Annotated in this window: 16 protein-coding genes and 1 pseudogene; 15 read left to right on the forward strand and 2 right to left on the reverse strand. The window is 72.2% G+C overall.

Annotated elements, in window-relative coordinates; genetic code table 11:
- Positions 1 to 36 precede the first annotated feature (36 nt).
- Both RKD23_RS02180 and RKD23_RS02185 read right to left on the reverse strand, forming a co-directional pair.
- Positions 37 to 927, reverse strand: a complete 891-nt coding sequence (locus RKD23_RS02180) for a PhzF family phenazine biosynthesis protein (protein ID WP_424851998.1) — start codon at positions 925 to 927, stop codon at positions 37 to 39.
- Between the two features lie 65 nt (positions 928 to 992).
- Positions 993 to 2,486: an MFS transporter gene (locus RKD23_RS02185; RefSeq protein ID WP_424851999.1), complete on the reverse strand. Its 1,494-nt coding sequence runs from the start codon at positions 2,484 to 2,486 to the stop codon at positions 993 to 995.
- A gap of 64 nt (positions 2,487 to 2,550) precedes the next feature.
- On the opposite strand from RKD23_RS02185, the gene RKD23_RS02190 reads away from it, so the two are divergent.
- From RKD23_RS02190 to RKD23_RS02260, 15 genes and pseudogenes are all read left to right on the forward strand, one after another.
- Positions 2,551 to 3,375 carry an ArsR/SmtB family transcription factor gene (locus tag RKD23_RS02190; RefSeq protein ID WP_424852000.1) on the forward strand — a complete coding sequence of 275 codons (825 nt, stop codon included), beginning with the start codon at positions 2,551 to 2,553 and terminating at the stop codon, positions 3,373 to 3,375.
- A 501-nt stretch (positions 3,376 to 3,876) separates the two neighbouring features.
- Positions 3,877 to 5,355 (forward strand): sugar transferase, encoded by a 1,479-nt coding sequence (locus tag RKD23_RS02195; protein WP_424852001.1) that lies wholly within the window; start codon positions 3,877 to 3,879, stop codon positions 5,353 to 5,355.
- A gap of 67 nt (positions 5,356 to 5,422) precedes the next feature.
- A complete protein-coding gene (locus RKD23_RS02200; protein ID WP_424852002.1) occupies positions 5,423 to 6,739 on the forward strand; it encodes a nucleotide sugar dehydrogenase in 1,317 nt (438 codons plus the stop codon).
- Positions 6,729 to 7,993 (forward strand): annotated as a pseudogene (locus tag RKD23_RS02205) (glycosyltransferase family 4 protein). The gene RKD23_RS02200 and the pseudogene RKD23_RS02205 overlap by 11 nt, the downstream one beginning before the upstream one ends.
- Positions 7,990 to 9,354 carry a Wzz/FepE/Etk N-terminal domain-containing protein gene (locus RKD23_RS02210; protein WP_424852003.1) on the forward strand — a complete coding sequence of 455 codons (1,365 nt, stop codon included), beginning with the start codon at positions 7,990 to 7,992 and terminating at the stop codon, positions 9,352 to 9,354. Before RKD23_RS02205 ends, RKD23_RS02210 begins: the two are co-directional and overlap by 4 nt.
- Positions 9,351 to 10,910, forward strand: coding sequence for a Wzz/FepE/Etk N-terminal domain-containing protein (locus RKD23_RS02215; RefSeq protein WP_424852004.1), 1,560 nt, complete (start codon positions 9,351 to 9,353; stop codon positions 10,908 to 10,910). Before RKD23_RS02210 ends, RKD23_RS02215 begins: the two co-directional genes overlap by 4 nt.
- A 3-nt stretch (positions 10,911 to 10,913) precedes the next feature.
- Positions 10,914 to 12,836 carry an asparagine synthase (glutamine-hydrolyzing) gene (gene asnB, locus RKD23_RS02220; RefSeq protein ID WP_424852005.1) on the forward strand — a complete coding sequence of 641 codons (1,923 nt, stop codon included), beginning with the start codon at positions 10,914 to 10,916 and terminating at the stop codon, positions 12,834 to 12,836.
- A 16-nt stretch (positions 12,837 to 12,852) separates the two neighbouring features.
- A complete protein-coding gene (locus RKD23_RS02225) occupies positions 12,853 to 15,024 on the forward strand; it encodes a bi-domain-containing oxidoreductase (RefSeq protein ID WP_424852006.1) in 2,172 nt (723 codons plus the stop codon).
- Positions 15,021 to 16,967 (forward strand): alginate lyase family protein, encoded by a 1,947-nt coding sequence (locus RKD23_RS02230; RefSeq protein WP_424852007.1) that lies wholly within the window; start codon positions 15,021 to 15,023, stop codon positions 16,965 to 16,967. Before RKD23_RS02225 ends, RKD23_RS02230 begins: the two co-directional genes overlap by 4 nt.
- An 8-nt stretch (positions 16,968 to 16,975) precedes the next feature.
- Positions 16,976 to 18,496 carry a right-handed parallel beta-helix repeat-containing protein gene (locus tag RKD23_RS02235; RefSeq protein ID WP_424852008.1) on the forward strand — a complete coding sequence of 507 codons (1,521 nt, stop codon included), beginning with the start codon at positions 16,976 to 16,978 and terminating at the stop codon, positions 18,494 to 18,496.
- A gap of 1 nt (position 18,497) precedes the next feature.
- The gene (locus RKD23_RS02240) at positions 18,498 to 19,727 is read left to right on the forward strand and encodes an O-antigen ligase domain-containing protein (protein ID WP_424852009.1); all 1,230 of its coding nucleotides are present in this window, start codon (positions 18,498 to 18,500) and stop codon (positions 19,725 to 19,727) included.
- Positions 19,728 to 19,729: 2 nt separating this feature from the next.
- Positions 19,730 to 20,938 carry a glycosyltransferase gene (locus RKD23_RS02245; protein ID WP_424852010.1) on the forward strand — a complete coding sequence of 403 codons (1,209 nt, stop codon included), beginning with the start codon at positions 19,730 to 19,732 and terminating at the stop codon, positions 20,936 to 20,938.
- Complete coding sequence (locus tag RKD23_RS02250) at positions 20,935 to 22,170, forward strand: class I SAM-dependent methyltransferase (protein WP_424852011.1); 1,236 nt, start codon at positions 20,935 to 20,937, stop codon at positions 22,168 to 22,170. The genes RKD23_RS02245 and RKD23_RS02250 overlap by 4 nt, the downstream gene beginning before the upstream one ends.
- Complete coding sequence (locus RKD23_RS02255; RefSeq protein ID WP_424852012.1) at positions 22,167 to 22,961, forward strand: glucose-1-phosphate cytidylyltransferase; 795 nt, start codon at positions 22,167 to 22,169, stop codon at positions 22,959 to 22,961. Before RKD23_RS02250 ends, RKD23_RS02255 begins: the two co-directional genes overlap by 4 nt.
- The gene (locus tag RKD23_RS02260; RefSeq protein ID WP_424852013.1) at positions 22,958 to 23,605 is read left to right on the forward strand and encodes a PIG-L deacetylase family protein; all 648 of its coding nucleotides are present in this window, start codon (positions 22,958 to 22,960) and stop codon (positions 23,603 to 23,605) included. The genes RKD23_RS02255 and RKD23_RS02260 overlap by 4 nt, the downstream gene beginning before the upstream one ends.
- Position 23,606 lies beyond the last annotated feature (1 nt).

Below are 23,606 nucleotides of genomic sequence, written 5' to 3' on the forward strand. Positions count from 1 at the left end.
GCTCGGTCATCGGCGGGTCCACCGGAACCGCGGTCGCTACCCCGCCGTGATCTCCGGAATCCGCGTCCCCGTGCCGCTCACCCGCACGCGCGCGTCGCCGGCGTGCAGCGTGACATGCAGTTCGCCCGGGCGGCCCAGGTCCGCGCCCTGGTGCAGGACGAGTGCCGATTCCTCGGGGACCAGGCCCAGCTGGCGTGCGTAGGCGCCGAAGGCCGCGGCTGCGGCGCCCGTCGCCGGGTCCTCGACCACCCCGCCGACGGGGAAGGGGTCGCGGACGTGGAAGACGGTCTCGGACTCGCGCCACACCAGTTGCACGGTGGTGAGGTCCAGGGAGGTCATGAAGGCCTTCAGCCGCTCGAAGTCGTAGGCGAGGTCCGCCAGGCGCGCGCGGGTCGCGGCGGCCAGGATCAGGTGGCGGGCCCCGGCGTAGCCGATCCGCGGCGGGAAGGCCGGGTCGAGGTCGGCGGCGGACCAGCCGAGCGCCTGGAGCGCCTCGGTGACGTCCTTCTCCGTCACCTCGTGGACGGCGGGCTCGACGCTGGTCAGGGTCGCGCGCAGGGTGCCGTCAGGCGCCTGAGTCACCGTCACCGGGACCGTACCGGCGGGCGTGGCGAGGATCAGATCGCCGGGGCCGTGGCGTTCCGCGTGGGCGACGGCCGTGGCGATGGTGGCGTGTCCGCAGAAGGGGACTTCGGCTTGCGGGGAGAAGTAGCGGACGGTGTACGCCCGTTCGTGAGCGGCGAGTTCCGTCGGTGGTGCGGTCAGGAAAGCGGTCTCGCTGTAGCCGAGTTCCGCCGCGATCGCGAGCTGGTCCTCGTCGGTCAGCCCTGTGGCGTCCAGGACGACACCGGCGGGGTTGCCTCCCGCAGGGTCGGCGGCGAACGCGGTGTAGCGGAGTATCTCGGGGCTGCGGTGCGGTGTGGTCATGAGGGGCAACTCCTTGCGGTCCAGGGCGTAACGGGTGGGGATGTCGAGGGCTGTCTCCGCGTCGGTCAGGCAGGCACTGCGTCGGCTCGGCGCCGGACCGACAGGGCGAGCAGACCGCCGAGGGCGAACGTACCCGCCGCGACAGCCGCCGACAGGTGCAGGCCGGAGGCGAAGTCGTCCGCGGTGGCGGCGAAGGTGCCGAAGAGGGCCACGCCCACGGCGCTGCCGATCTGCCGCGACACATTCAGGACGGCGGTGGCGATCGCCGCGTCGGACGGCGGAGCGGCTTCGACGACGGCGGAGACGGCGGCAAGGGCCGTCATGGTCTGACCGAGGCCGGTCGCGATCAACGCGAAGAGCAGGACGGGGTACGGGGTGCCGGGCCCCGCCGGCAGCCAGCCGAGGAAGCCGACGGTGCCGAGGAAGAGACCGGCGGCCATCGGGAGGTACGGCCCGGTGCGTGCCGCGATGCGGCTGAACAGCGGGGCCGTGGCCAGCCCCATGCACACCGAGGGCAGCAGGGCCAGGCCGGTGTCCAGGGCGCTCAGGTGGTGCTCCTGCTGGAAGTACAGGGTGGCGAGGAAGAGCATGCCGTAATAGCCGAGGCTGATCAGCATGCCGATCGCGACGGTCGAAGTGAAGGAGTGGGAGCGGAACATGGAGGGCCGGAGCAGCGGAGCGCGCCGGGTGCGGCCCTGTGCGGAGCGCGATTCCAGGGTGCGTTCGATCAGTACGAAGGCCACCAGGGCCGCGGCACCGGCGCCGAGGACCGAGAGGACCAGCGGGGACGTCCAGCCGTACGAGCCCGCCTCGTTGAGGCCGCCGGCCACGCCGAGGAGGCCGATGACGGCGAGCACCTGGCCCATCGGGTCCGCCTTCCGCCCACTCGACCGGGGCGCCGGGGCCGGAATGTGACGCAGGGTCAGCAAGATGGCGAGTGCGCCGAACGGCAGGTTCAGCCAGAACACCGAGCGCCAGTCGAAGCCCGAGACCAGCAGCCCGCCGACCGCCGGTCCCGCCCCGAAGGCGATCGACGCGACGGCTCCCCAGACGGCGACGGCCCGGGACCTCAACGTGCGGTCGGGGAAGGTGACTTGGAGCAGGGCGAGGGATGCGGGCACGAGCAGGGCCGCTCCGGCGCCCTGGGCGAGTCGTCCGGCGATGAGCAGCCCGGAGGCGGTGGCCAGGCCGCAGGCGACGGAGGCCGCGGTGAACAGGCCCAGGCCACAGAGGAACACGCGGCGGTGCCCGAACCGGTCGGCCATTCCTCCGCCGAGGAGCAGCAGTGCGGCGAAGACGGTGCTGTATCCGTCGACGATCCACTGGAGCGCGGAGTGGCCCGTGCCCAGCGAGGTGCGGATGTCGGGGATCGCCACGTTCACGACGGTGACGTCCAGCATCACGAGGAAGTAGCCGAGGCTGAGCGCGATCAGCGGCGCGCGGGCGAGGGGGGCCGACTTCCCGGTGGCGGCGCCGGGCGGTGCCGAGTCCCGGTCGCCGGGCCGGTCCTGGACCGTGGCGGGAACGGGTGCGGTGGGGGAAATCGGTGCGCTGGTCATGAGCAGAGCATCACCGCCGGACACTTCGTCATCCGACGAAGTGTCGTCGTTCTACGCTGAGTCCATGCCGAACGACAGCCCCCTCGCCGGGCCGCGCTCGACGGCCGCCGCCGTGCCGTCCGAGCGCCAGGGTGAGCCGCTCAAGCACCAGACGGACATCGCCCGTGCCGCCGCTCTCATCGCCGACCCGTCGCGTGCTCGGATCCTCAAGTGTCTGGGCGACGGACGCGCACTGCCCGCGAGCGCCCTGGCCGGTGAGGCGGGCATCGGTGCCGCGACCGCCAGCGTGCACCTGGCCAAACTCGTCGAAGGAGGGCTCCTGACCGTCGAGCGGCAAGGCAGACACCGCTTCTACCGGCTCGCCGGCCCGGACGTGAGCGCGGCCCTGGAGTGCCTCGCCCTGATCGCGCCACCGCTGGCCATCACCTCGCTCAGGCAGAGCAGCCGCACCAACGCCCTGCACCGCGCCCGCTCCTGCTACGACCACCTCGCCGGCCGGCTGGGCGTGGCCCTGATGCGCGGCCTGCTGGAACGGGGCGTCCTCAGCGGTCACGACGGTGTTCACCGGCCCCACGAAGCCGTACGCGACCGGCCTTCGTCGTACGGCCGCGACGTCCGGTACGAACTCACCCCCAACGGCCCCGCACTGCTCGCCGAACTGGGCGTCGACACCGACCGTCTGCCCCCGCGCCGCCCTGCGATCCGCTACTGCGTGGACTGGAGCGAACACCAGCACCATCTCGCCGGCGGGCTCGGCGCGGCCCTCACGGCGCGGCTGTTCGCACTCGACTGGGTGCGGTGGGGGTCGAGACCGCGCGTGGTGCAGCTGACCGACGCGGGCGCCCTCGGCCTTGAGCGCACCCTCGGAGTGGTGGTCACCGACCGGTAGAGGCGGCCACTCGCGCCCACGCGGCGCGTTTTGGCGCTGTGGCGCAAAAGGAACGCATTAGCGATCATCGATCAGTTGAGCCCCGCCGCAAAGCCTCAACACAAATTCCACACATCCCCTCTTCATAAGGGCCTCCATGGTCTAGATTGACCGTGCTTCAGCTGTTCGGGTTCGAGGCGACCAGTAATGATCTTTAGGTCCGGCGCTGCGTGAAAGCCAGCAGTCGCGTCTCCGGCGGCCGGACGTGGGGGTGATCAATTCCTGGAGCCCTGGAGGGGGCCTTGGGTGCGGGGAGCACCCGGGGTTTCGACGGGGTCCAGATCGTGCGTTCTGCTGCCACCAGGGTGGGTTGTTCAAGTAGCTCTCGATGTGCCGAGATGTCATGCGCGGGGGTGGACCGCTCCCGCTGGGGAGGAGCAGCGCGGCGCGGGAGGCGGGGGCCTCCCGACGGGGGGCAGTGTTTGGCGACCACGTCGAACCACTGGGGACCTGGGGGGTTCTGTGCGGCAAGGGGGAATTGTCAGCCCGTTTCCGTCAGCGAGCGGGCATGTGGCGAGCGGGGCGATCAGTCGGCCCGCGCTCGACTGGGAGCAGCGGTACCGCCGTACCGTGATCACCAGCGATACGGTGGCCACCGCGTTCGTGGTGGCGGCGATCGGCAACTTTTTCGGGGCCCGGGACGCGGCCAACTGGCACGAGAAGTGGGGAATTCTCGCATTCGGCACCGAACTGCTGGTGCTGGGATCCCTTGCGGTGAGCCGCGCATGGGCACCGGCTGTTCTCGGCCAGGGCGCCGAGGAATTCCGCCGGCTCGGACGTTCACTTTTCACGGCGACCGTCGTCCTGGCACTCGGCGGAATCGCTCTCACCTCGCGCAACATCAAACTCTGGATCTTCGTCGCGATCCCCGCGATCGCACTGGTCACCATGACCGCGCGTTATCTGCTGCGTCTGTCGCTGCACAAACAGCGCAAGGACGGGCGGTGTCTGAGACCGGTGCTCGCCGCCGGGAGCCGGGACACCGTGCGCGATCTGATCGCCCGGACGCGCAAGTTCCCGCACCTCGGCTGGCGGGTGGACGCGGTGTGCACGACGGACGGTCTGGGGCTCGTCGACGACGAACTGGACGGAGTGCCGATCGTCGGGCGACTGACGGACGTGGCCCATCACGTCCGCCGCGACGGCTACCGGGTCGTCGCGGTCACACCCGACCCGCACTGGTCACCGGACCGGCTGCAGCGGCTGGCCTGGAACCTCGAGGGCAGCGACGCGGAGATGGTCGTGGCGCCGGTGCTGATGGAGGTGGCCGGCCCGCGGCTGCACGTCGACGCGGTGCTCGGGATCCCGTTGCTGCGGGTCAGCATGCCGGCCTTCACCGGGGGCCGCAGGGCGGTCAAGGAGGTCGTGGACCGGGTGGGCGCGGCGGTGCTGCTGGTGCTGTTCGCGCCGCTGATGGTGCTGGTCGGGCTGCTCGTGCTGGTGGACAGCCGGGGCGGGGCGTTCTACCGGCAGCGCAGGGTCGGCAAGGACGGCCGTGAGTTCACCATTCTCAAGTTCCGCACGATGGTCGCCGGTGCCGACCGGGCACGTGCCGAACTGGCCGACCGCAACGAGGGCGCGGGCCTGCTGTTCAAGCTCCGCCGGGACCCGCGGGTGACCCGGGTGGGAGCGGTGCTGCGCCGGTACTCGATCGACGAGCTCCCGCAGCTCTTCAACGTGCTCACCGGCTCGATGTCGCTGGTCGGTCCGCGCCCTCCGCTGCCGGAGGAGTGCGCCGCGTACGGGCCGGACATCCGGCGCCGGCTGCTGGTCAAGCCCGGCCTCACCGGCCTGTGGCAGATCAGCGGACGCAGCGACCTGCCGTGGGAGGAGGCGGTCCGACTCGACCTGCGGTACGTGGAGGACTGGTCGCTCGCCCTGGACACGGTGATCTTGTGGAAGACGCTGCGTGCGGTCCTCCACGGGCAGGGGGCCTACTGATGCGCGGGGGGCAACTGCCCAATGGTCCCGCAGGCCGAGGGGGCCTGCCTGGGGGGAGGAACGCGTCATGAGAGTCAGCGTTTTCGGGCTCGGCTACGTGGGCTGCGTGTCGGCCGCGTGCCTGGCCAGCATGGGCCACGAGGTCATCGGAGTGGATGTCAACCAGGTGAAGGTCGACCTGGTCAACGACGGCAAGGCCCCGGTGGTCGAGGAGCGGATCGGCGAGCTCACCGCCGAGGTCGTACGGACCGGAGCCCTGCGCGCCACCCGTGACGTCCGCGAGGCGATCATGGGCAGCGAGGTGTCGCTGGTCTGTGTGGGCACCCCGTCGGAGCCCAACGGCAGCCTGTGCACCACGTACTTGGAGCGGGTCACCGAAGAGATCGGCGCCGCGCTCGCCGAGCGGGGCGGGCGGCACACCGTCGTCTTCCGCAGCACGATGCTCCCCGGCACCTGCCTGAACCTGCTGGTGCCGATCCTGGAGAAGTACGTCGGCGGTACGGCCGGGGTGGACATCGGGGTCGCGGTCAACCCGGAGTTCCTGCGCGAGGGCACGAGCGTGCGGGACTTCTTCGACCCGCCCAAGACCGTCATCGGCGAACTCGACGCGGCGAGCGGCGACGCGGTGCTGGCGCTGTACGACGGCCTGCCCGGCGAGGTGTTCCGGGTGCCGGTCCCGACGGCCGAGGCGATCAAGTACGCGGACAACGCCTTCCACGGCCTGAAGATCGGCTTCGCGAACGAGCTGGGCGCGGTGTGCCAGGCGCTCGGGGTGGACTCGCACCAGGTGATGGACGTGTTCCTGGCCGACCGCAAGCTGAACATCAGCCCCGCCTATCTGCGGCCCGGCTTCGCCTTCGGCGGCTCCTGCCTGCCCAAGGACCTGCGCAGCCTGGTCCACGCGGCGCAGCGCGCCGACGTCTCGGTGCCCATCCTGTCCCACGTGCTGCCCTCCAACTCCGACCATCTGCAGCGCGCGGTGGAGCTGGTCGAGCGCACCGGAAAACGCAAGGTGGGCCTGTTCGGGCTGTCGTTCAAACCCGGCACCGACGACCTCCGCGAGAGCCCGCTCGTCGAGCTGGCGGAGAGGCTCTTCGGCAAGGGGTACGACCTGAAGATCCACGACGCCAATGTGAGCCTCTCCCGGCTGATCGGCGCGAACCGCGAGTACATCGAGACCCGGCTGCCGCACCTCGCGCAACTGCTCGCGGACTCCGTCGACGAGGTGCTCGAACACGCCGAGGTGTGCCTGGTCGGGACCAGGGACCCTGCTGTCCTCTCCGCGCTGCCTCATGGCGGCGGCCCGGTGATCGTCGACCTCATACGCCTCCCCGACGCCGAGGCGCGTCGGGCCGAACCTGGGTACGTGGGCCTTGCTTGGTGATGCAGCCGGCGGCGACCGGGCTGACCGGCGCGCGCTGATTCTGGTGGAGAACCTGTCGGTGCCGTTCGACCGGCGGGTGTGGCAGGAATGCACGACGCTGCGCGACGCGGGCTGGACGGTGCACGTCATCTGCCCCCAGGGCAGCAAGCGGGACACGGAGCCGGAGGCGGAGATCGACGGGGTGCGGATCCACCGCTACCCGTTGCGCGCCGCCACCGGAGGGCCTGCCGGTTATCTGCGGGAGTACGGATCGGCGCTCTGGCACACGCTCCGGCTGGCCCGCAAGGTCGGCCCGGTCGACGTGGTCCACGCCTGCAACCCGCCCGACCTGCTGTTCCTGCCGGCCCTGTGGCTGAAGCGGCGTGGAGCGCGGTTCGTCTTCGACCAGCACGACCTGGTGCCCGAGCTGTACCTGTCCCGGTTCGACCGCGGCGAGGACCTGCTCTACCGCGCCGTGTGCGCACTGGAACGGCGTACCTACCGGGCCGCGGACGTCGTGCTCGCCACGAACGAGAGCTACCGGGACGTCGCCGTGCGCCGGGGCGGCCGGCGTCCCGAGGACGTCTTCGTGGTGCGCAGCGCGCCGCAGACCGAGCGGTTCCGACCCGTGCCGCCCGAGCCGGAGTTGAAGCGCGGCAAGCCTCATCTGCTGTGCTACCTCGGCGTCATGGGCCCGCAGGACGGCGTCGACTACGCCCTGCGCGCCCTGGCGAAGCTGCGCGACGAGGTCGGGCGGACCGACTGGCACGCGGTGTTCGTCGGCTCCGGCGACGCCTTCGACGCGATGGTGGAGCTGTCCCGGCAGCTCGGGCTCACGGAGCAGGTGCAGTTCACCGGGCGCGTTCCGGACGCCGACCTGGTGCGCTACCTGTCGACCGCGGACGTGTGCCTCTCCCCCGACCCGCGCAATCCGCTCAACGACGTGTCGACCATGAACAAGGTCCTGGAGTACATGGCGATGGGCCGGCCGATCGTCTCGTTCGACCTGAAGGAGGCGCGCGTCTCCGCCGGTGACGCCGCCGTGTACGCGCCCGCGAACGACGAGGCCGAGTTCGCCCGGCTCGTCGCGCTGCTGCTGGACGACCCGGAGCAGCGGGCCCGTATGGGAAAGATCGGTCAGGAGCGGGTCGACGGGCCGCTCTCCTGGCGGAATTCGCAAGCGTCGCTGCTCGCCGCCTACGCCGCTGCCTGCCGTGACCATGCTCCGGTGCCGTCGGGGCCCCGGGCCGGGCAGGGAAGAGGCCGCGCCGTTGAGCGATGACACGATACGCCTGGTCACGATCGGACGGATTCTCCGCCGGCGCCGGCGGCTGCTCACCATCCTCGTCGTGGTGGGTGCGCTCGTCGGCTACGGCACCTCGCTGGTGTTCCCGCCGCGCTACACGACGTCGGCATCGGTCCTGCTGCCGGGCGCGTGGGAGGAGCGCGAGCTGCTGACCCAGGCGGAGATCGCGACCAGTTCGGTGGTGGTCGACCGCGCGGCCGCCGCACTCGGCTGGCCCGGGGTCGGCGGAAGCGACCTGCGGGACCAGGTGAGCGCCAAGGCCGCCGACGGCAACATCATCAAGATCTCGGGTACGGCCGACTCCCCGGAACGCGCACAGCAGCTCTCCGACCAGGTGGCCCAGGAGTTCGTCGCCTTCGCGGCGCGGCTCGCGGGCAGCGCCGACCCCGAGGCGGCGTCCGGTCCCGAGGCGCTGCGCAAGGCGGTGGAGCGCACCAACCGCCGCATCACCGACCTGGCCGAGGCGGCCGATCCGGGGCAGACCGTGGAGAGCGTGCAGGCCCGCACCGAGCTGGAGAAGCTGCGCACCACGCTGCAGGAGGCCATGAAGAAGCTGGACGAGGCCGACCCGGCGACGAACAAGGCCGCCATGGTCGTGATGGGTCCGGCGGCCCGGCCGACCGGCGAGGCGGCGCCCACGCGGGTGCAGTTCATCGCCGCCGGGGCGCTGCTGTTCTTCCTGGCCGCGGTCGTCGGCCATCTCGCCGCCGCCCGGGTGAGTCGCCGGCTGCGCACCGCACCGGAGATCGCCGCGGCGCTGGGCTCCGTGCACCTGGGCACCGTGGACGTACCGGCTGAACAGCCGGCGCACCGGCCGCAGGGCCGTGGCCCGCGGGCCCGGATCCGCCGGCTGCTGGGCGTCGACACCCGGTGGGACGTACCGACCCCGCAGCCGTCCGGCGGCGAGGCCGGGCGGCAGCTCCGCTACCGGCGGGTGTGTGCGCGCCTGCGGGAACAGTTGCCGGCCCCGCGGCGGCTGCTGGTCGTGGTGCCGGACGGCGACGAGGTCGCCCGCCGGGCCGCCGGGCAGCTCGTCGCCGAGGCCGAGGGCGATCCGCTGCTGCGGATGGTGGAGGTCTCGGTGGCCCGGCCGCTGGTGCCGGACCGCGACATCGAGTCCGGTGCCCTGGTGGTCCTCAGCGCGGGCGGCTGGACCGCGGAGGAACTCGCCGGCGTCGCCGAGGCGTGTGCGGACGCGGGGCACGAGGTCGTCGGCACCGTCGTCGCCGGCCTGGTCCGGGGCCGTCCGGCGCGGTCGGCCGGCCGTCCCGCGGACGAGGCCACCGTGGCGCTCGCGCTGCGCGGCCACGCGACGGGAGGTTCGGTGTGACGACGAGCAAGACTTCGGAGTCGGCCGCCGCTCCGCTGGTGGATCTGCAGGCGCTGGTGGTAGCGGTGCGCAGGCGCCGCCGCCTGTGGTGCTCCCTGGCGCTGCTGGGCCTGCTGGTCGGCGTGGCGGTCGCGGTCCTGCTGCCGCCGGCGCCGACCGCGGTGGTCACGGTGCTGGTCGCCCACGAGGAGGACCAGCCGAACGACACCGGAACGCTGATCCGCACCGACGTCGAGCTGCTGCACACCACGCGGATCGCCGGCCAGGCCCTGCGGGCCCTCGACTCCCCCGTAAGCCCGGCGGACTTCATGCGGGACTACCGGGGCACCGGCCTGACCAACAACCTGCTGCGCATCGATGTCACGGGTGACAGCGACGCGGAGGCGGTGGCCCGGGCCGAGGCGCTGGCCGACGCGTTCGTCGCGGACCATGTGAGGCGGATGCGGCAGACCGCGACGGCCGAGGCGAAGGCCCTGCTCGACCAGCGTGACCGCATGAGCAAGGAACTCGCCGAGGTCAACGAGGCGATCGGCGACGGACCGCCGCAGAGCGACCCGGAGGCGTCGGCGAACCTGGAGTCGCTCTTCGCCCGCCGCGCCGAACTCACCTCGCGGATCGCCGACTTCGACCAGCGCGCCGAGGAAGCGCGCATGGGAACGCCCCGGCTCGTCGCGGGCACGCAGATCGTGGACGCCCCGCGCGCGGTACGGCACTCCCTGCCCAGGGCCGCCGGCACCGACGGCGCGATCGGGCTGGTCCTCGGGCTGGTCCTCGGGCTCGCGGTGGCCGCGGTCGGCGCGGTGGTGGCGGACCGGCCCGTACTGCGCCGGGAGATCGCGGCGAACCTCGGCGCCTCGGTGATCGCGGAACTGCCGCGCACGCCGCGCGGGCCGGCCCGGCTGTGGCAGCGCCGAAGAACCCGGGCGGCACGGACCCGGCTCACCACGTCCCTGGCCCGCACCGTGCGCGGCTCCGCGGAACCGGTGTCGCTGCTGGAACTGGGCTGTGCGCGCAGCACGAGCGTGATCGCCCTGGACCTCGCCGGGGCGCTGGCGGCGCAGGGGCCCGTGGTCGTCGTCGACGGTCTGCCCGGCCTGCCGCTCGCGGGCCGCCGCCCGAAGCCGGGAGCCCCGACGGTGGTCGTCGGCGAGCGTGCCGCGGCTGTGGCGCACGACGAACTCCGTGTCGGCGTCGGCTCGGTGGCGCCCGGCACGGCGTGGACCGACCTCCGCCACCTCGGCACCCGGACCGTGCTCGTGGTGCGTGCCGGGCACGGCAGCGCCGCATGGCTGCACACCGTGGCGCGGCAGCTCGCGGACCAGCGCGTCTCGGTGATCGGTGTGGTGCTGATCGACCCCGATCCGGGCGACCGGACCGACGGCACGCTGTGGGACGGCCCGCTCACCGCCCTGCGTGGCCAGAACGAGCGGCCGCCCCGGCAGAGCGGTGGGGGCACCTCCCACGCCGTTCAGGCAGTGGGGGAGGTCCGGCGGCGGACGGAGCGGCCGCCGATGTGGGCGGCGCGGGTTCCGGACAGCGACCAGGAGGCGCGGTAGGACATGTGTGGCATCGCAGGTACTTACCGCTGGCCGGACGGGAAGGCCGTGACCGACCGGCTCACCCATGTCCTCGCCCACCGCGGCCCGGACGGGGCGGGCCGCTACGGCCACCCGGCCGGTGACGGCGACGTGCAACTCGGGCACCGCCGGCTGTCCATCATCGACCTGTCCGAGACCGGCGCCCAGCCGATGGTCAAGGACGGCCTCGCCCTCACGTACAACGGCGAGCTGTACAACGCGCCCGAGCTGCGGGCCGAGCTGGCGGCCGCCGGGGTGCGCTTCCGCGGTACCTCCGACAGCGAGGTGCTGCTCGAGGCCTGGCGGCGCTGGGGCACCGACTGCCTGCCCCGGCTGCGCGGCATGTTCGCGTTCGGGATGTTCGACGAGCGCACCGGTGAGCTGGTGCTCGTCCGCGACCAGCTCGGCATCAAGCCGCTGTTCCTGCTCCGGCGGGGCGAGGGCCTGGTGTTCGCCTCCGAGCTCAAGGCGCTCGCCGCGGCGACCGGCGGGGCGCTGGAGGTGGACCCCGGGGCGCTGGTGGCCTCGCTGCTGTACTACTGGGTGCCGGACTCGCGGTGCGCGTTCCGCGAGGCGGAGAAGCTGCCGCCGGGGAGCTGGCTGCGGTGCCGGCCCGACGGCCGGGTGGAGCGCGGCCGGTACTGGAACATCCGGGACGTCGCCGCCGAGGCCCGGGAGAGCGAGCTGCCGGATCTGGCCGCCGTCGTGGAGGAGTCGACCCGTCGGCACCTGCTCTCCGACGTGCCCGTGGCGACGTTCCTGTCCGGCGGCCTCGACTCCAGCTATCTGACCGCGCTGGCGGCCCGCCACCAGCCCGGGATCTCCGCCTACACGATCGGGTTCCGCGCCGAGGACGCCAAGTTCGAGGCGATGCCGGACGACCTGCGCTATGCCCGGCAGGTGGCCGAGCGGTTCGGTGTCGACCTGCACGAGATCGAGATCGCTCCGAACGTGCTCGACCTGCTGCCGCGGATGACGTACCACCTGGACGAGCCGATCGGCGACCCCGCCGCGATCAACACGTTCCTGATCTGCTCGGCCGCCCGGGAGGCCGGGGTCAAGGTGATGCTCTCGGGGATGGGCGCCGACGAGCTGTTCGCCGGGTACCGCAAGCATCTGGCCAACCTGCTCGCGCTGCGCTACCAGCGTGTCCCGAGGCCCCTGCGGCGCGGGGTGTCCGCGGTCGTGGACCGGCTGCCGGTCGCGACGAGCCGCCGGGGGTACCGGTCGGTGCGCTTCGCGAAGCGGTTCCTCTCCTTCGCCGAGCTGCCGGAGGAGACCGCGTTCCGGCGCAGCTACACCATGTACGACCGAGCCGAGCTGCTCGCCCTGATCGACCCGGACCTGGCCGCCACGGTCGACGACGTGCTGACCGAGCACGCGGACGTCTATCAGGACAACGACCTCGACGACTTCGTCAACCGCATGTGCCTGGGCGACGCCCGGATGTTCCTGCCGGGCCTGAACCTCGCCTACACGGACCGGGCGAGCATGGCCGCGTCGACGGAGGTGCGGGTGCCGTACGTGGACGTCGACGTGGTGCGGGCGGCGTTCGCCGTGCCCGGCGACCGGAAGATCGTCGGCCGGCAGGGCAAGGCCGTCCTCAAGGAGGCGGCCACCTCGATCCTGCCCCGGGAGATCGTGTACCGGCCCAAGGGCCTGTTCAGCGCCCCCTTGCGCGCCTGGATGAGCAGGGACCTGGCCCCGCTGGTGCGCGAGGTGGTCAACGACGGCGAGCTCGTCCGCTCCGGGTTCCTGCGCCGCGACGCGCTGACGCGGATGGTCGCCGAGGACGCCGCCGGGCAGCGGGACTTCTCCAAGCATCTGTGGCACGTGCTGACCCTGGAGCACTGGTATCGCGGCGCGACCTCACGGTCCGGCGAGGCCCCTTCCCTGACGGCGTAGAGACAAGAGGACTTCGGTGAAACAGGTTGTGCAGAACTACAAGAGCGGCGAACTGGCGCTGCTCGACGTGCCGGTGCCGGGGTGCAAGGCGGGGGGTGTGCTGGTCCGGAGCGCGTACTCGCTGATCTCCACCGGGACCGAGCTGATGAAGGTGTCCGAGGCCGGCATGTCGATGCTGGGAAAGGCCCGCTCGCGGCCGGACCAGGTGGCCAAGGTCGTGCAGAGCGTGGCCACCAACGGGGTGCCCGCCACCTACCGCAAGGTGATGGGCAAGCTGGACTCCTACACGCCGCTGGGCTACTCGCTGTGCGGGGTGGTCGAGGAGGTCGGCGCCGGGATCGACGATGTGGCGGTCGGTGACCTCGTGGCCTGCGCCGGCAACGAGCACGCGCTGCACGCCGAGCTGAACTGGGTGCCGAAGAACCTCTACACCCCGGTGCCGGACGGCCTCGCGCCCCGGCACGCCGCCTTCGGCACCGTCGGGTCGATCGCGTTGCAGGGCGTGCGCCAGGGCGAGCCGCAGCTCGGCGAAGTGGCGCTGGTGGTCGGTCTCGGGCTGATCGGGCAGCTGGTGGTGCAGCTCCTTACCGCCTCGGGAGTCCGCGTCGTCGGCGCCGACCCCGACCCGGCGCGCTGCGAGCTCGCCGAGCGCCTGGGCGCGGCGGCCTGCGGCGATCCGGCCTCCGCGGCCGTGGAGAACGCCGTCGCCGAACTCACCGCCGGCCACGGCGTGGACCAGGTGTACCTGGCCGCCGGCGGCGGCAGCAACCAGCCCGTCGAACTGGCCGCCAGGCTGGCCCGGGACCGCGGCCGGGTCGTCGACATCGGCAAGTGCCGGCTGGACCTGCCGTGGAACGCGTACTACGAGAAGGAGCTCGACGTCCGGTTCTCGCGTTCGTACGGGCCCGGGCGCTACGACCCTTCGTACGAGCTGGAGGGGCGCGACTACCCGATCGGCTACGTGCGGTGGACCGAGCGCCGCAACCTGGCGTGCTTCCTCGATCTCGTCGCCCGGGGCAGCGTCGACGTCGAACCCCTGATCTCCCATGTCGCCGACTTCGACGACGCCGTGGAGACGTACCAGCGCCTGAAGGACGGCGAGTTGAAGGCCGTGACCGCGCTGTTCCGTTACCCCGAAGCGGAGGTGGAGGCGGAGGCCCCGGCGGTGGCCGTGCCCGCGGTGAACGTGAAGCCGAGCCCGGCCCGGGCCACCAGGACTCCGGTGAGGGTGGCGTTCGTCGGCGCGGGCAACTACGCGACGTCGATGCTGCTGCCGCACCTGGCGCAGCGCGACGGCGTGGAGCTGGCGACGGTCGTCACCACGACGGCGCTGTCCGCGGCCAACGCGCAGCGCAAGTTCGGCTTCGCCCAGGCGACCACCGACCTGGACGCCGTCCTCGGCGACCCGTCCATCGACGCGGTGTTCGTGGTCACCCGGCACAGCTCGCACGCCGAACTGACGCAGAAGGCGCTGCTGGCCGACAAGGCCGTGTTCGTGGAGAAGCCCCTGGCGCTCACCGAGGACGAGCTGGCCGGCGTGCTCGCGGCGGTGGAGAAGTCCGGCAACGACCGGCTGCAGGTGGGCTTCAACCGCCGGTTCGCGCCGCTGCTGCAGGAGGCCAGGAAGCAGTTCGGCACCCGGACCGGTCCTGCGAGCCTGCGCTACCTGGTCAACGCGGGCCGGCTGGAGCACGGCAGCTGGTACCTCCAACAGGGCACCCAGGGCTCGCGGTTCGCCGGCGAGGGCGGGCACTTCATCGACACGGCGAGCTGGCTGCTCGACGCCGACCCGGTGTCGGTGTACGCGATCACCACGCCCGGCAACGAGGACCTCCAGGTCGTGCTGCGCTACCCGGACGGGTCCACCGCCACCATCAGCTACGTCACCACCGGTGCGCCCGGCTTCCCCAAGGAGACGCTGGACCTCATCGCGGACGGCAAGGTGCTGCGGCTCGACGACTTCGTGCGCGCCTCGGTGTACGCCCGTAAGCGGTGGGTCAGTTCCCGGCTTCCCAAGGCCCGGGACAAGGGCCAGAACGCCGAACTGGCCGCGTTCGTCAAGGCGGTGCGGACCGGCGGGCCCATGCCGGTGCCGCTGGACTCGCTGGTCGCCACCACGGCGGCCACCCTCGCCGTGCAGGCCGGCCTGGCGAGCGGGGCGCCGGTGACGCTGGCGAGGGCGCGATGACCGTGACCTCGGGGAGTGCGGGCTGGTACCTGCGGCGGCTGTCCCGGATGGGGCCGCAGGAGGTCGCGGGCCGGGTGGGCGACGCGGTACGCAGGCGGCGCTGGCGGTCGGCGCCGCCGGACTGCCCGAGCGTGACCGGCGCCCGCTTCACCGCCGTACTGCCCGCGGGGACGCTCGACGGCGTTTCGCCGGACGCCGCGAAGCGACTTGTCGCCGAGGCGGACCGGCTGATGGCCGGGCACGCCGCGTACTTCGGGGTGGAGCGCGACGACCTGGCCGACCCGGACTGGTGGTACGACCCCAAGACCGGGCGCCGGGCTCCGGCGGGCTACGCCTTCGACGTGCCGTACCGCAGCGAGGACACGGTCGGGGACATCAAGCAGATCTGGGAGCTGTCCCGGCATCAGTACCTCACCGTGCTCGCCGCCGCCTACGCGCTCACCGGGGACGAGCGGTACGCCGAGCGGGTGGCCGCGCACCTGCGGTCGTGGTGGACGGCCAACCCGCCGCTGCGCGGGGTGCACTGGACCAGCGGCATCGAGCTGGGCATCCGGCTGCTGTCCTGGGTGTGGGTCCGCCGGCTGCTCGACGGCTGGCCGGGCGCGGCCGGGCTGTTCGAGGACAACCCCGTGGCGCGGAACCAGATCTGGCACCACCAGCGCTGGCTGGCCGCCTTCCCCAGCCGGGGGTCGTCGGCGAACAACCACGTCGTCGCCGAGGCCGCCGGGCAGTTGGCCGCGGCCTGCGCGTTCGGGTGGTTTCCCTCCTCGGCGCGCTGGCGGGCCGACGCGCTGCGGTCGCTGCAGCGGCATCTGCGCGGCAACACCTTCCCCTCCGGCCTCAACCGGGAGCTGGCCACCGAGTATCACGGACTGGTGCTGGAGCTCGGCCTGGCCGCGGTGGCCGAGGCGGATGCGGCAGGCGTCCCCGTCCCGGCGTCGGTCCGGCTGGTGCTGCTGCGGATGTCCGACGCGCTCGCGGCCGTCGTGGACAGCCGGCTGCGGCCGCCCCGCCAGGGGGACGCGGACGACGGACACGGTCTGGTCGTGGACGGCGCGGGCACCGACCGCTGGGCCTCGCTGCTGACCACCGGCGACGCCGTGTTCGGCCGGCTCGCCTGGTGGCCGGAGGTGACCGGCACCGATGTGCGCACCCCACTGCTGGCCGCGCTCATCAAGCCCAACGAACTGTCCGTGGCCCGCCCGGCGAGCCGGCCGGCGCACTTCGCCGACGCGGGCATGTCGATCCTGCGCGGTCCGGGCGGGATCTGGTGCCGCTGCGACGGCGGTCCGCACGGGTTCCTGTCCATCGCCGCGCACGCCCACGCGGACGCGCTGTCCGTGGAGGTCCGGCACGACGGCGTCGACGTGCTCGCCGACCCGGGGACGTACTGCTACCACGGGCAGCCCGAGTGGCGGCAGTACTTCCGGTCGACCCTCGGCCACAACACCCTGCGACTGAACGGCGATGACCAGTCCGTCTCCGGCGGCCCGTTCCTGTGGACCCGGCAGGCCCGCAGCCGTGTGCTGGTCGCGGACGAGGGTGCCGCCCGCTGGTGCGCCGAGCACGACGGCTACCGGCCCTTCGTGCACCGCCGCCGGGTGGAGCTGACGGCCGAGAGCCAGGAGCTGACAGTGGTCGACGAGGTACGCGGCCCGCGCCGGGCCGCCGTGCAACTGGCGTTCCACCTCGGCCCGACGATCGCCGTGGACCTGGTGGGCGACCGGGCCGAGCTCACCTGGACCCGGGACGGCGAGGACCGCTCCGCGGTGCTCGACCTGCCCGGACAGCTGAGCTGGCGGGCGCACCGCGGCGAGAGCGACCCGCCGCTGGGCTGGTACTCCCCCGGCTTCGGCCGCAAGGAACCCGCCACCACGCTGGTCGGCACCGGCTTCGCCGACGGCGCGAAGGCGTTCACCACCGTACTCAAGTTCCGCGGCTAGGGGGGCGCGTGGGGATCATGTGGCGGCACCGGGCGTTGCCGGCGGCACCGCTGGCGCTGGCCCTGCTGGCGGCGACCGGCTGTGAGGGCACGCCGGACGCACAGCCGGAGCCGACCGCCGCGCACTCCACGTCCGTGGCCCGGGTGTGCGACAAGCCCGCCGCCGGCCCGGCGAAGGCGCCGGCGGGCGCGGTGACGGTCGACCCCGCGGTGGTCGGGGACCTGGCGGCGAAGACCAGGAACAGCCCCCCGCACACCACGTTCTGGTTGCGCCCGGGCAGGCACACGCTCGCGCCGGACCGTTACGCCCAGGTCATCCCCAAGGAGGGGAACAGCTACCTCGGCGCGCCGGGTGCGGTGCTCGACGGCCGCAGAACCAATCAGTACGCGTTCGGCGGCACCGCCCGGGGCGTCACCGTCCGCCATCTGACCGTGCAGGGGTTCGTCGCGCCGCACGACGAGGGCGTGGTCAACCATGACTCGGCCGACGGGTGGGTGATCGAGCACACGACGATCCAGCAGAACTCCGGAGCCGGACTGATGGCCGGTGCCGACCAGCAGGTGCGCGCCAACTGCCTGCGCGGCAACGGCCAGTACGGCATGAACGCGTACAAGGCCACCGGCCGTATCAGCGGTCTGGTGGTCGAGGGCAACGAGATCGTGGGCAACAACACGGACGACTGGGAGCGGCGGCGGCCGGGCTGCGGCTGCGCCGGAGGCGTCAAGTTCTGGGCCGTCGACGGCGCCGACGTACGCCGCAACTGGGTGCACGACAACCGCGGAGCGGGGTTGTGGGCGGACACCAACAACAACGACTTCCGCATCGAGGACAACCTGCTCGAGGACAACGACGGTGCCGCGCTGATCTACGAGACCAGCTACAACGCGGTCATCCGGAAGAACACGATCCGGCGGAACAACTGGGTCGAGGGCCGCAGGTACGCCGACAGCGGCGACACCTTCCCGTTCGCGACCATCTATGTGTCCGAGTCCGGCGGCGAACCGCGGATCCGGGCCCGTACCGACAAGATCGAGATCTACCGGAACGTGCTGGAGAACAACTGGTCCGGGATCACCCTGTGGGAGAACGCCGACCGGTTCTGCAACAGCCCGGCCAACACCTCCTCCGGTGCCTGCACGTTGCTGGTGAAGGACACCGACCGCTGCGCCCGGCCGGCGATCGCCCGCGCCCCGCTGTACGCCGACTGCCGGTGGAAGACCCAGCGGGTGGACATCCACGACAACCGCTTCGTGCTGGACAAGTCCGTCCTCGACTGCACGGTGAAGTGCGACCGCATGGCGGTGCTGGCCAACTACGGCACCTACCCCGACTGGTCGCCGTACCAGGGCGAGCGGGTGGCCGAGGCGATCACCCGGACGCAGCACAACCGCTGGCACGACAACGTCTACCTCGGGCCATGGAGCTTCGTCGCCCACGACCCGGGCCGGCTGCTCGACTCCTGGCAGTGGCAGGGCGCGCCGTACCGGCAGGACGCGGGCAGTGTCTTCCGCGCACGGGACGGTGGTTGAGATGGTGGCGGACCGCACGCCGAGGAGCGTCGGGACGGTCTGGGGGCTGCTGGTCCTCAACACGCTCGGCTCGGCCGGGGCGAAGACCATCGTCCCGCTGCCCCGTTCCCTCATCCAGATGGTCACCATGGGCGCGCTGGTCGCCGCTTTCACGCTGGCGCTCGCGCTCAATCTGCGGCTGCGTATCCGGGCCAGCGCCTTTCTGCTGCTGCTCACTCTGCTGCTGGTGCCGAGCGTGATCTCCAGCGTGCATCTGGAGTCCGGGTTCGGCGCGCTGTTCCGCTGCGCCCGGCTGGCGCTCTTCGTCGGCACGCTGTGGCTGCTCAGCCGCTGGTGGGACGGCAGTGCGACGTTCGTCCGGCATCACATCCGGATGTACTTCGCAGTGCTCGGCTCGGTGGCCGCCGGTCTGGTCGTCTCCCCGGGCGCGGCCCTGCCCGAGCTCTACGGCGGACGGCTGGTCGGCGCGTTGTGGCCGCTCACCCCGCCGCAGATCGGGCAGTACGCCGCGGTGATCATCGGGCTCACCGTGCTGCTTCTGATGGGCCGCCGGACCGACCGGGTGAGCGCGGCGGTGGTCGTCGTGCCGTCACTCGTCCTGCTCGCGCTGACCCATACCCGGACGGCCACGCTCGGCCTGCTCGTCGGGCTGTTGCTGGCGATCGGCTCGCTCATCCTGACCAGCGCCGCGGCCCGCCGGTTCTTCGCCTGGGCGGTGCTGTGCGCCGCCGTGGCGGCGGTGGGGCTCGGCTCCGCGCTCCAGGCGTGGTTCCTGCGCGGGCAGAGCAAGGAGAACTTCACCAGCCTCACCGGCCGGGCGAAGGTCTGGGACGCCCTGCTGGCGGCACCCCGGACGACCTCGGAGCAGTTGTTCGGCGTGGGCCTGGGCGACAAGTCGTTCGGGGGGCTGCCGATCGACAACAGCTGGCTGGCCGTCTACCACGAGCAGGGGATGACCGGCGTGGCCCTGGTGGCGGCGGTCGTCATCGTGCTGGGCGGTGTCGCGTTGCTGCGGCCGCCGTCGCTGTCGAGGGCCTGCGCGATCTTCCTGATCAGCTACTGCGCGATCGCGTCGTACACCGAGGCCGGACTCGGCGACGCCTCGCCGTATCTGCTCCATCTCGCCGTGGCGGCCTCGCTGTTGGCGGCACCTGTCGCGCCCCCTCCCCTTCCGGCGCCCGCTGCGCCTCGACGACGTGTCCCTCGATGGGCCAGAACGGAGGTGACCTGAGCATGCACGTCCTCGTGGTGCACAACCGCTACGCCTCGGCGCAGCCGAGCGGGGAGAACAAGGTCGTCGACCAGGAGGTGGCGCTGCTGCGGGCGGCCGGTCACCGGGTCGAGGTGTTCGAGCGGCGCAGCGACGACATCCACGCCCGCTCCCTGTTGGGCAAGGTCGCGGTGCCGCTGCTCGTGCCGTGGAACCCTGCGGTCCGCACGGAGCTCGCCGCCCGGCTGCGCACCGAGCGGCCGGACGTGGTGCACGTCCACAACGTGTTCCCGCTGCTGTCGCCCGCGGTGCTGGCCGCCTGCGCCGACGCCGGGGTGCCCGTCGTGGCCACGCTGCACAACTACACCCAGGTCTGCCCGCCCGGCACGTTGCAGCGGGACGGCCGGCCGTGCACCGAGTGCGTCGGGTCGACGCCGCTGCCCGCGGTCCGGCACGGCTGCTACCGCGGCTCCCGCCTGGCGACGGTGCCGCTCGCGGTCAGCCTGTCGGTCAACCGGCGGCGATGGTGGTCCGGCGTGGAGCGGTTCCTCTGCATCTCCGCGGCCCAGCGCGACGTCCTGGTGCGGTCCGGCATGCCGGCCGAACGGCTGGCGGTGAAGCACAACTTCGTGCCCGACCCGGGCACGCGCCGAGTCGGCAAGGGTGAGCAGCTGCTCTATCTCGGCCGACTCGCCGAGGCCAAGGGCGTACGGCTGCTCATGGCCGCATGGGACGAGATCGCCGCCGACGGAGGTGTGGGCGTACCGCTCGTGATCGCCGGCGCGGGGCCGCTGGAGCGAGAGGTGACCGCCTGGGCGGACGGCCGGGACGACGTGCGCTGCGTCGGCCTGTTGGACCCGGCACAGTGCCGTGAGGCCATCGCACGGTCGGTCGCCGTGGTGGCTCCCTCGACCTGGCTGGAGGCGTTCGGCCTGGTGGTCGTGGAGGCGATGGCGGCGGGGGTGCCGGCCGTCGCCGCCGGTCACGGGGCCTTCGTCGAGCTCGTCGAGGACGGGGTGACGGGGCTGCTGCACACGCCGGGCGAGTCCGCCTCGCTCGCGTCGCGCATACGCCGGATCGCGGCCGAGCCGGACCTGGGCCGGGAGATGGGCCGGGCGGCCCGGCTCCGTTACGAACAGGGTTTCAGCCCGGCCGTCGGGCTGGAGCGCCTGGTGGAGGAGTACCGCACCGCGATCGCGGCTCGGACGGAATCAATGGGGGGCAGTAGATGACACGATGCCGACTCTGCGGCTCGGAGGCGATGGCGAGCGTCGTCGACCTCGGGGCGACGCCGCCGTGTGAGAGCTTTCTCGCCGCGGACCAACTGGACCGGCCGGAGCCGGCCTACCCGCTGCATCTGCGGGTCTGCACCGACTGCTGGCTCGCGCAGATCCCGCCGCTGATCACGCCGGAGGAGACGTTCAAGGAGTACGCGTACTTCTCCTCCTTCTCGACCTCGTGGGTGGAGCACGCGCGCACGTTCGTCGCCGACGCCGTGCGGCGCCTCGGGCTCGACAGCGACGCCTTCGTGGTCGAGGTGGCGAGCAACGACGGCTACCTGCTGAGGCATGTGGTGGACCGGGGGATCCGCTGCCTGGGCATCGAGCCGTCCGTGAACGTCGGCGCCGCCGCGCGGGACGCGGGTGTGCCCACGGTCACGGAGTTCCTGAGCCCGGAGACCGGCGCGGCCGTCCGCGCCGAGCACGGCCCGGCGGACCTGGTCGTGGCCAACAACGTGTACGCGCACATCCCCGACGTGGTCGGGTTCACCCAGGGTCTGCGCGCCCTGGTCGCCGACGACGGCTGGGTCTCCATCGAGGTGCAGCACCTGCTGACCCTGATCGAGGAGAACCAGTACGACACGATCTACCACGAGCACTTCCAGTACTACACGGTCGCCTCCGCGATCCGGGCGCTGGCCAGCGGCGGACTCGCGCTGGTGGACGTCGAGCTGCTGCCCACGCACGGCGGTTCCATCCGGCTGTGGGCCCGGCCGGCCGAGGTGGCGGGCGAGCCGACGCAGCGGGTGGCCGACGTACTGGACCGGGAGAAGGCCGCCGGGCTGCAGGAGCTGGCCGGGTACACCGAGTTCTCCGCCCGGGTGGCCAAGGTGCGCCGGGACCTGCTCAAGTTCCTCATCGAGGCGGCCGAGCGCGGCGAGACGGTCGTCGGCTACGGCGCCCCCGGCAAGGGCAACACCCTGCTCAACCACTGCGGCATCCGGCCCGACCTGCTCGCGTACACGGTCGACCGCAACCCCTACAAGCACGGCCGGTACACCCCGGGCACCCGCATCCCGATCCTGCCGCCCGAGCAGATCGCCGCCGACAAGCCGGACTACGTGCTCGTCCTGCCGTGGAACCTGCGGGCGGAGCTGGTCGAGCAGTTGTCCTTCGTGCACGACTGGGGCGGCCGGCTGGTCTTTCCCATTCCGGAACTGAGCATTGTCGAGGTCGAGTCGTGAAGGTCGTTCTGTTCTGCGGCGGTTACGGGATGCGGATGCGGAGCGGCGCCTCCGACGACGTGCCCAAGCCGATGGCGATGGTCGGTCCCAGGCCGCTGATCTGGCATGTCATGCGCTACTACGCGCACTTCGGGCACACGGAGTTCATCCTGTGCCTCGGGTACGGGGCCCACCACATCAAGGACTTCTTCCTCAACTACGAGGAGACGACGTCCAACGACTTCGTGCTGCGGGGCGGTCGGACCGAGCTGTTGTCCACGGACATCGCCTCCTGGACGATCACGTTCGTGCAGACGGGCATCGAGTCGCCGATCGGTGAGCGGCTGCGCCGGGTGCGGCACCATCTGGACGGCGACGAGATGTTCCTCGCCAACTACGCCGACGTGCTCACCGACGCTCCGCTGCCGGAGATGATCGAGAACTTCGCGCGGCGCGACGCGGGCGCGTCGATGATGGTGGTGCCGCCGCAGTCCTCGTTCCACTGTGTGGACCTGGGCGAGGACGGCCTGGTGGGAGGCATCACCGCGGTGAGCGAACTGCCGCTGTGGGAGAACGGCGGCTACTTCGTGCTGCGCCAGGAGATCTTCGACCACATCCCGGAGAACGGGGACCTGGTCGCCGACGGATGCGGCCAGCTCGCCAAGCGCGGGCGGCTGGTGGCCTACCAGCACCGGGGCTTCTGGAAGCCGACCGACACCGTGAAGGAACGGGCCGCGCTCGACGACGCCTACGCGCGGGGCGACCGCCCGTGGGCCGTGTGGGAGCACGACCGTGCGGGAGCGAGGGCGTGATCCGGCTCGGCGCCGGGCGCCTGGACCGGCTCGTCGCGGTGGGCGCGCACTGCGACGACATCGCCATCGGCGCGGGCGGCACGCTGCTGACGCTGTGCCACGCGCGGCCGGGCCTCCGTGTCGACGCGCTGGTGCTCTCCGGCGGTGGCAGCGAGCGGGAGCAGGAGGAGCAGGCCGCGCTCGCTGCCTTCTGCCCGGGTGCCGACCTGCGGCTGACCGTGCTCAAGCTGCCGGACGGCCGGATGCCGGTGCACTGGGACGAGGCCAAGGCCGCCGTCGAGGAGCTGCGCGAGCGGACCGAGCCGGATCTGATCCTCGCCCCGCGCACCGACGACGCGCACCAGGACCACCGCGGCCTGGCGCGGCTCATACCCACCGCGTTCCGCGACCACCTCGTGCTCGGCTACGAGATCGTCAAGTGGGACGGCGACCTCGGCCGTCCGGCCGCGTATCAACCGCTGTCGCCGGAGATCGCCGAGGAGAAGGTGCGGCTGCTGCAGGAGCACTACCCCTCGCAGCGGCACCGGCCCTGGTACGACCGGGAGGCCTTCCTCGGTCTCGCGCGGATCCGCGGCATCGAATGTCACGCGCGCTACGCCGAGGCGTTCGCCGTCACCAAACTCACGCTCAACCTGGGGGGTTGAA

It is taken from the genome of Streptomyces sp. SAI-170, from assembly GCF_049739565.1.
In the GTDB taxonomy this organism is placed as follows: Bacteria; Actinomycetota; Actinomycetes; order Streptomycetales; family Streptomycetaceae; genus Streptomyces.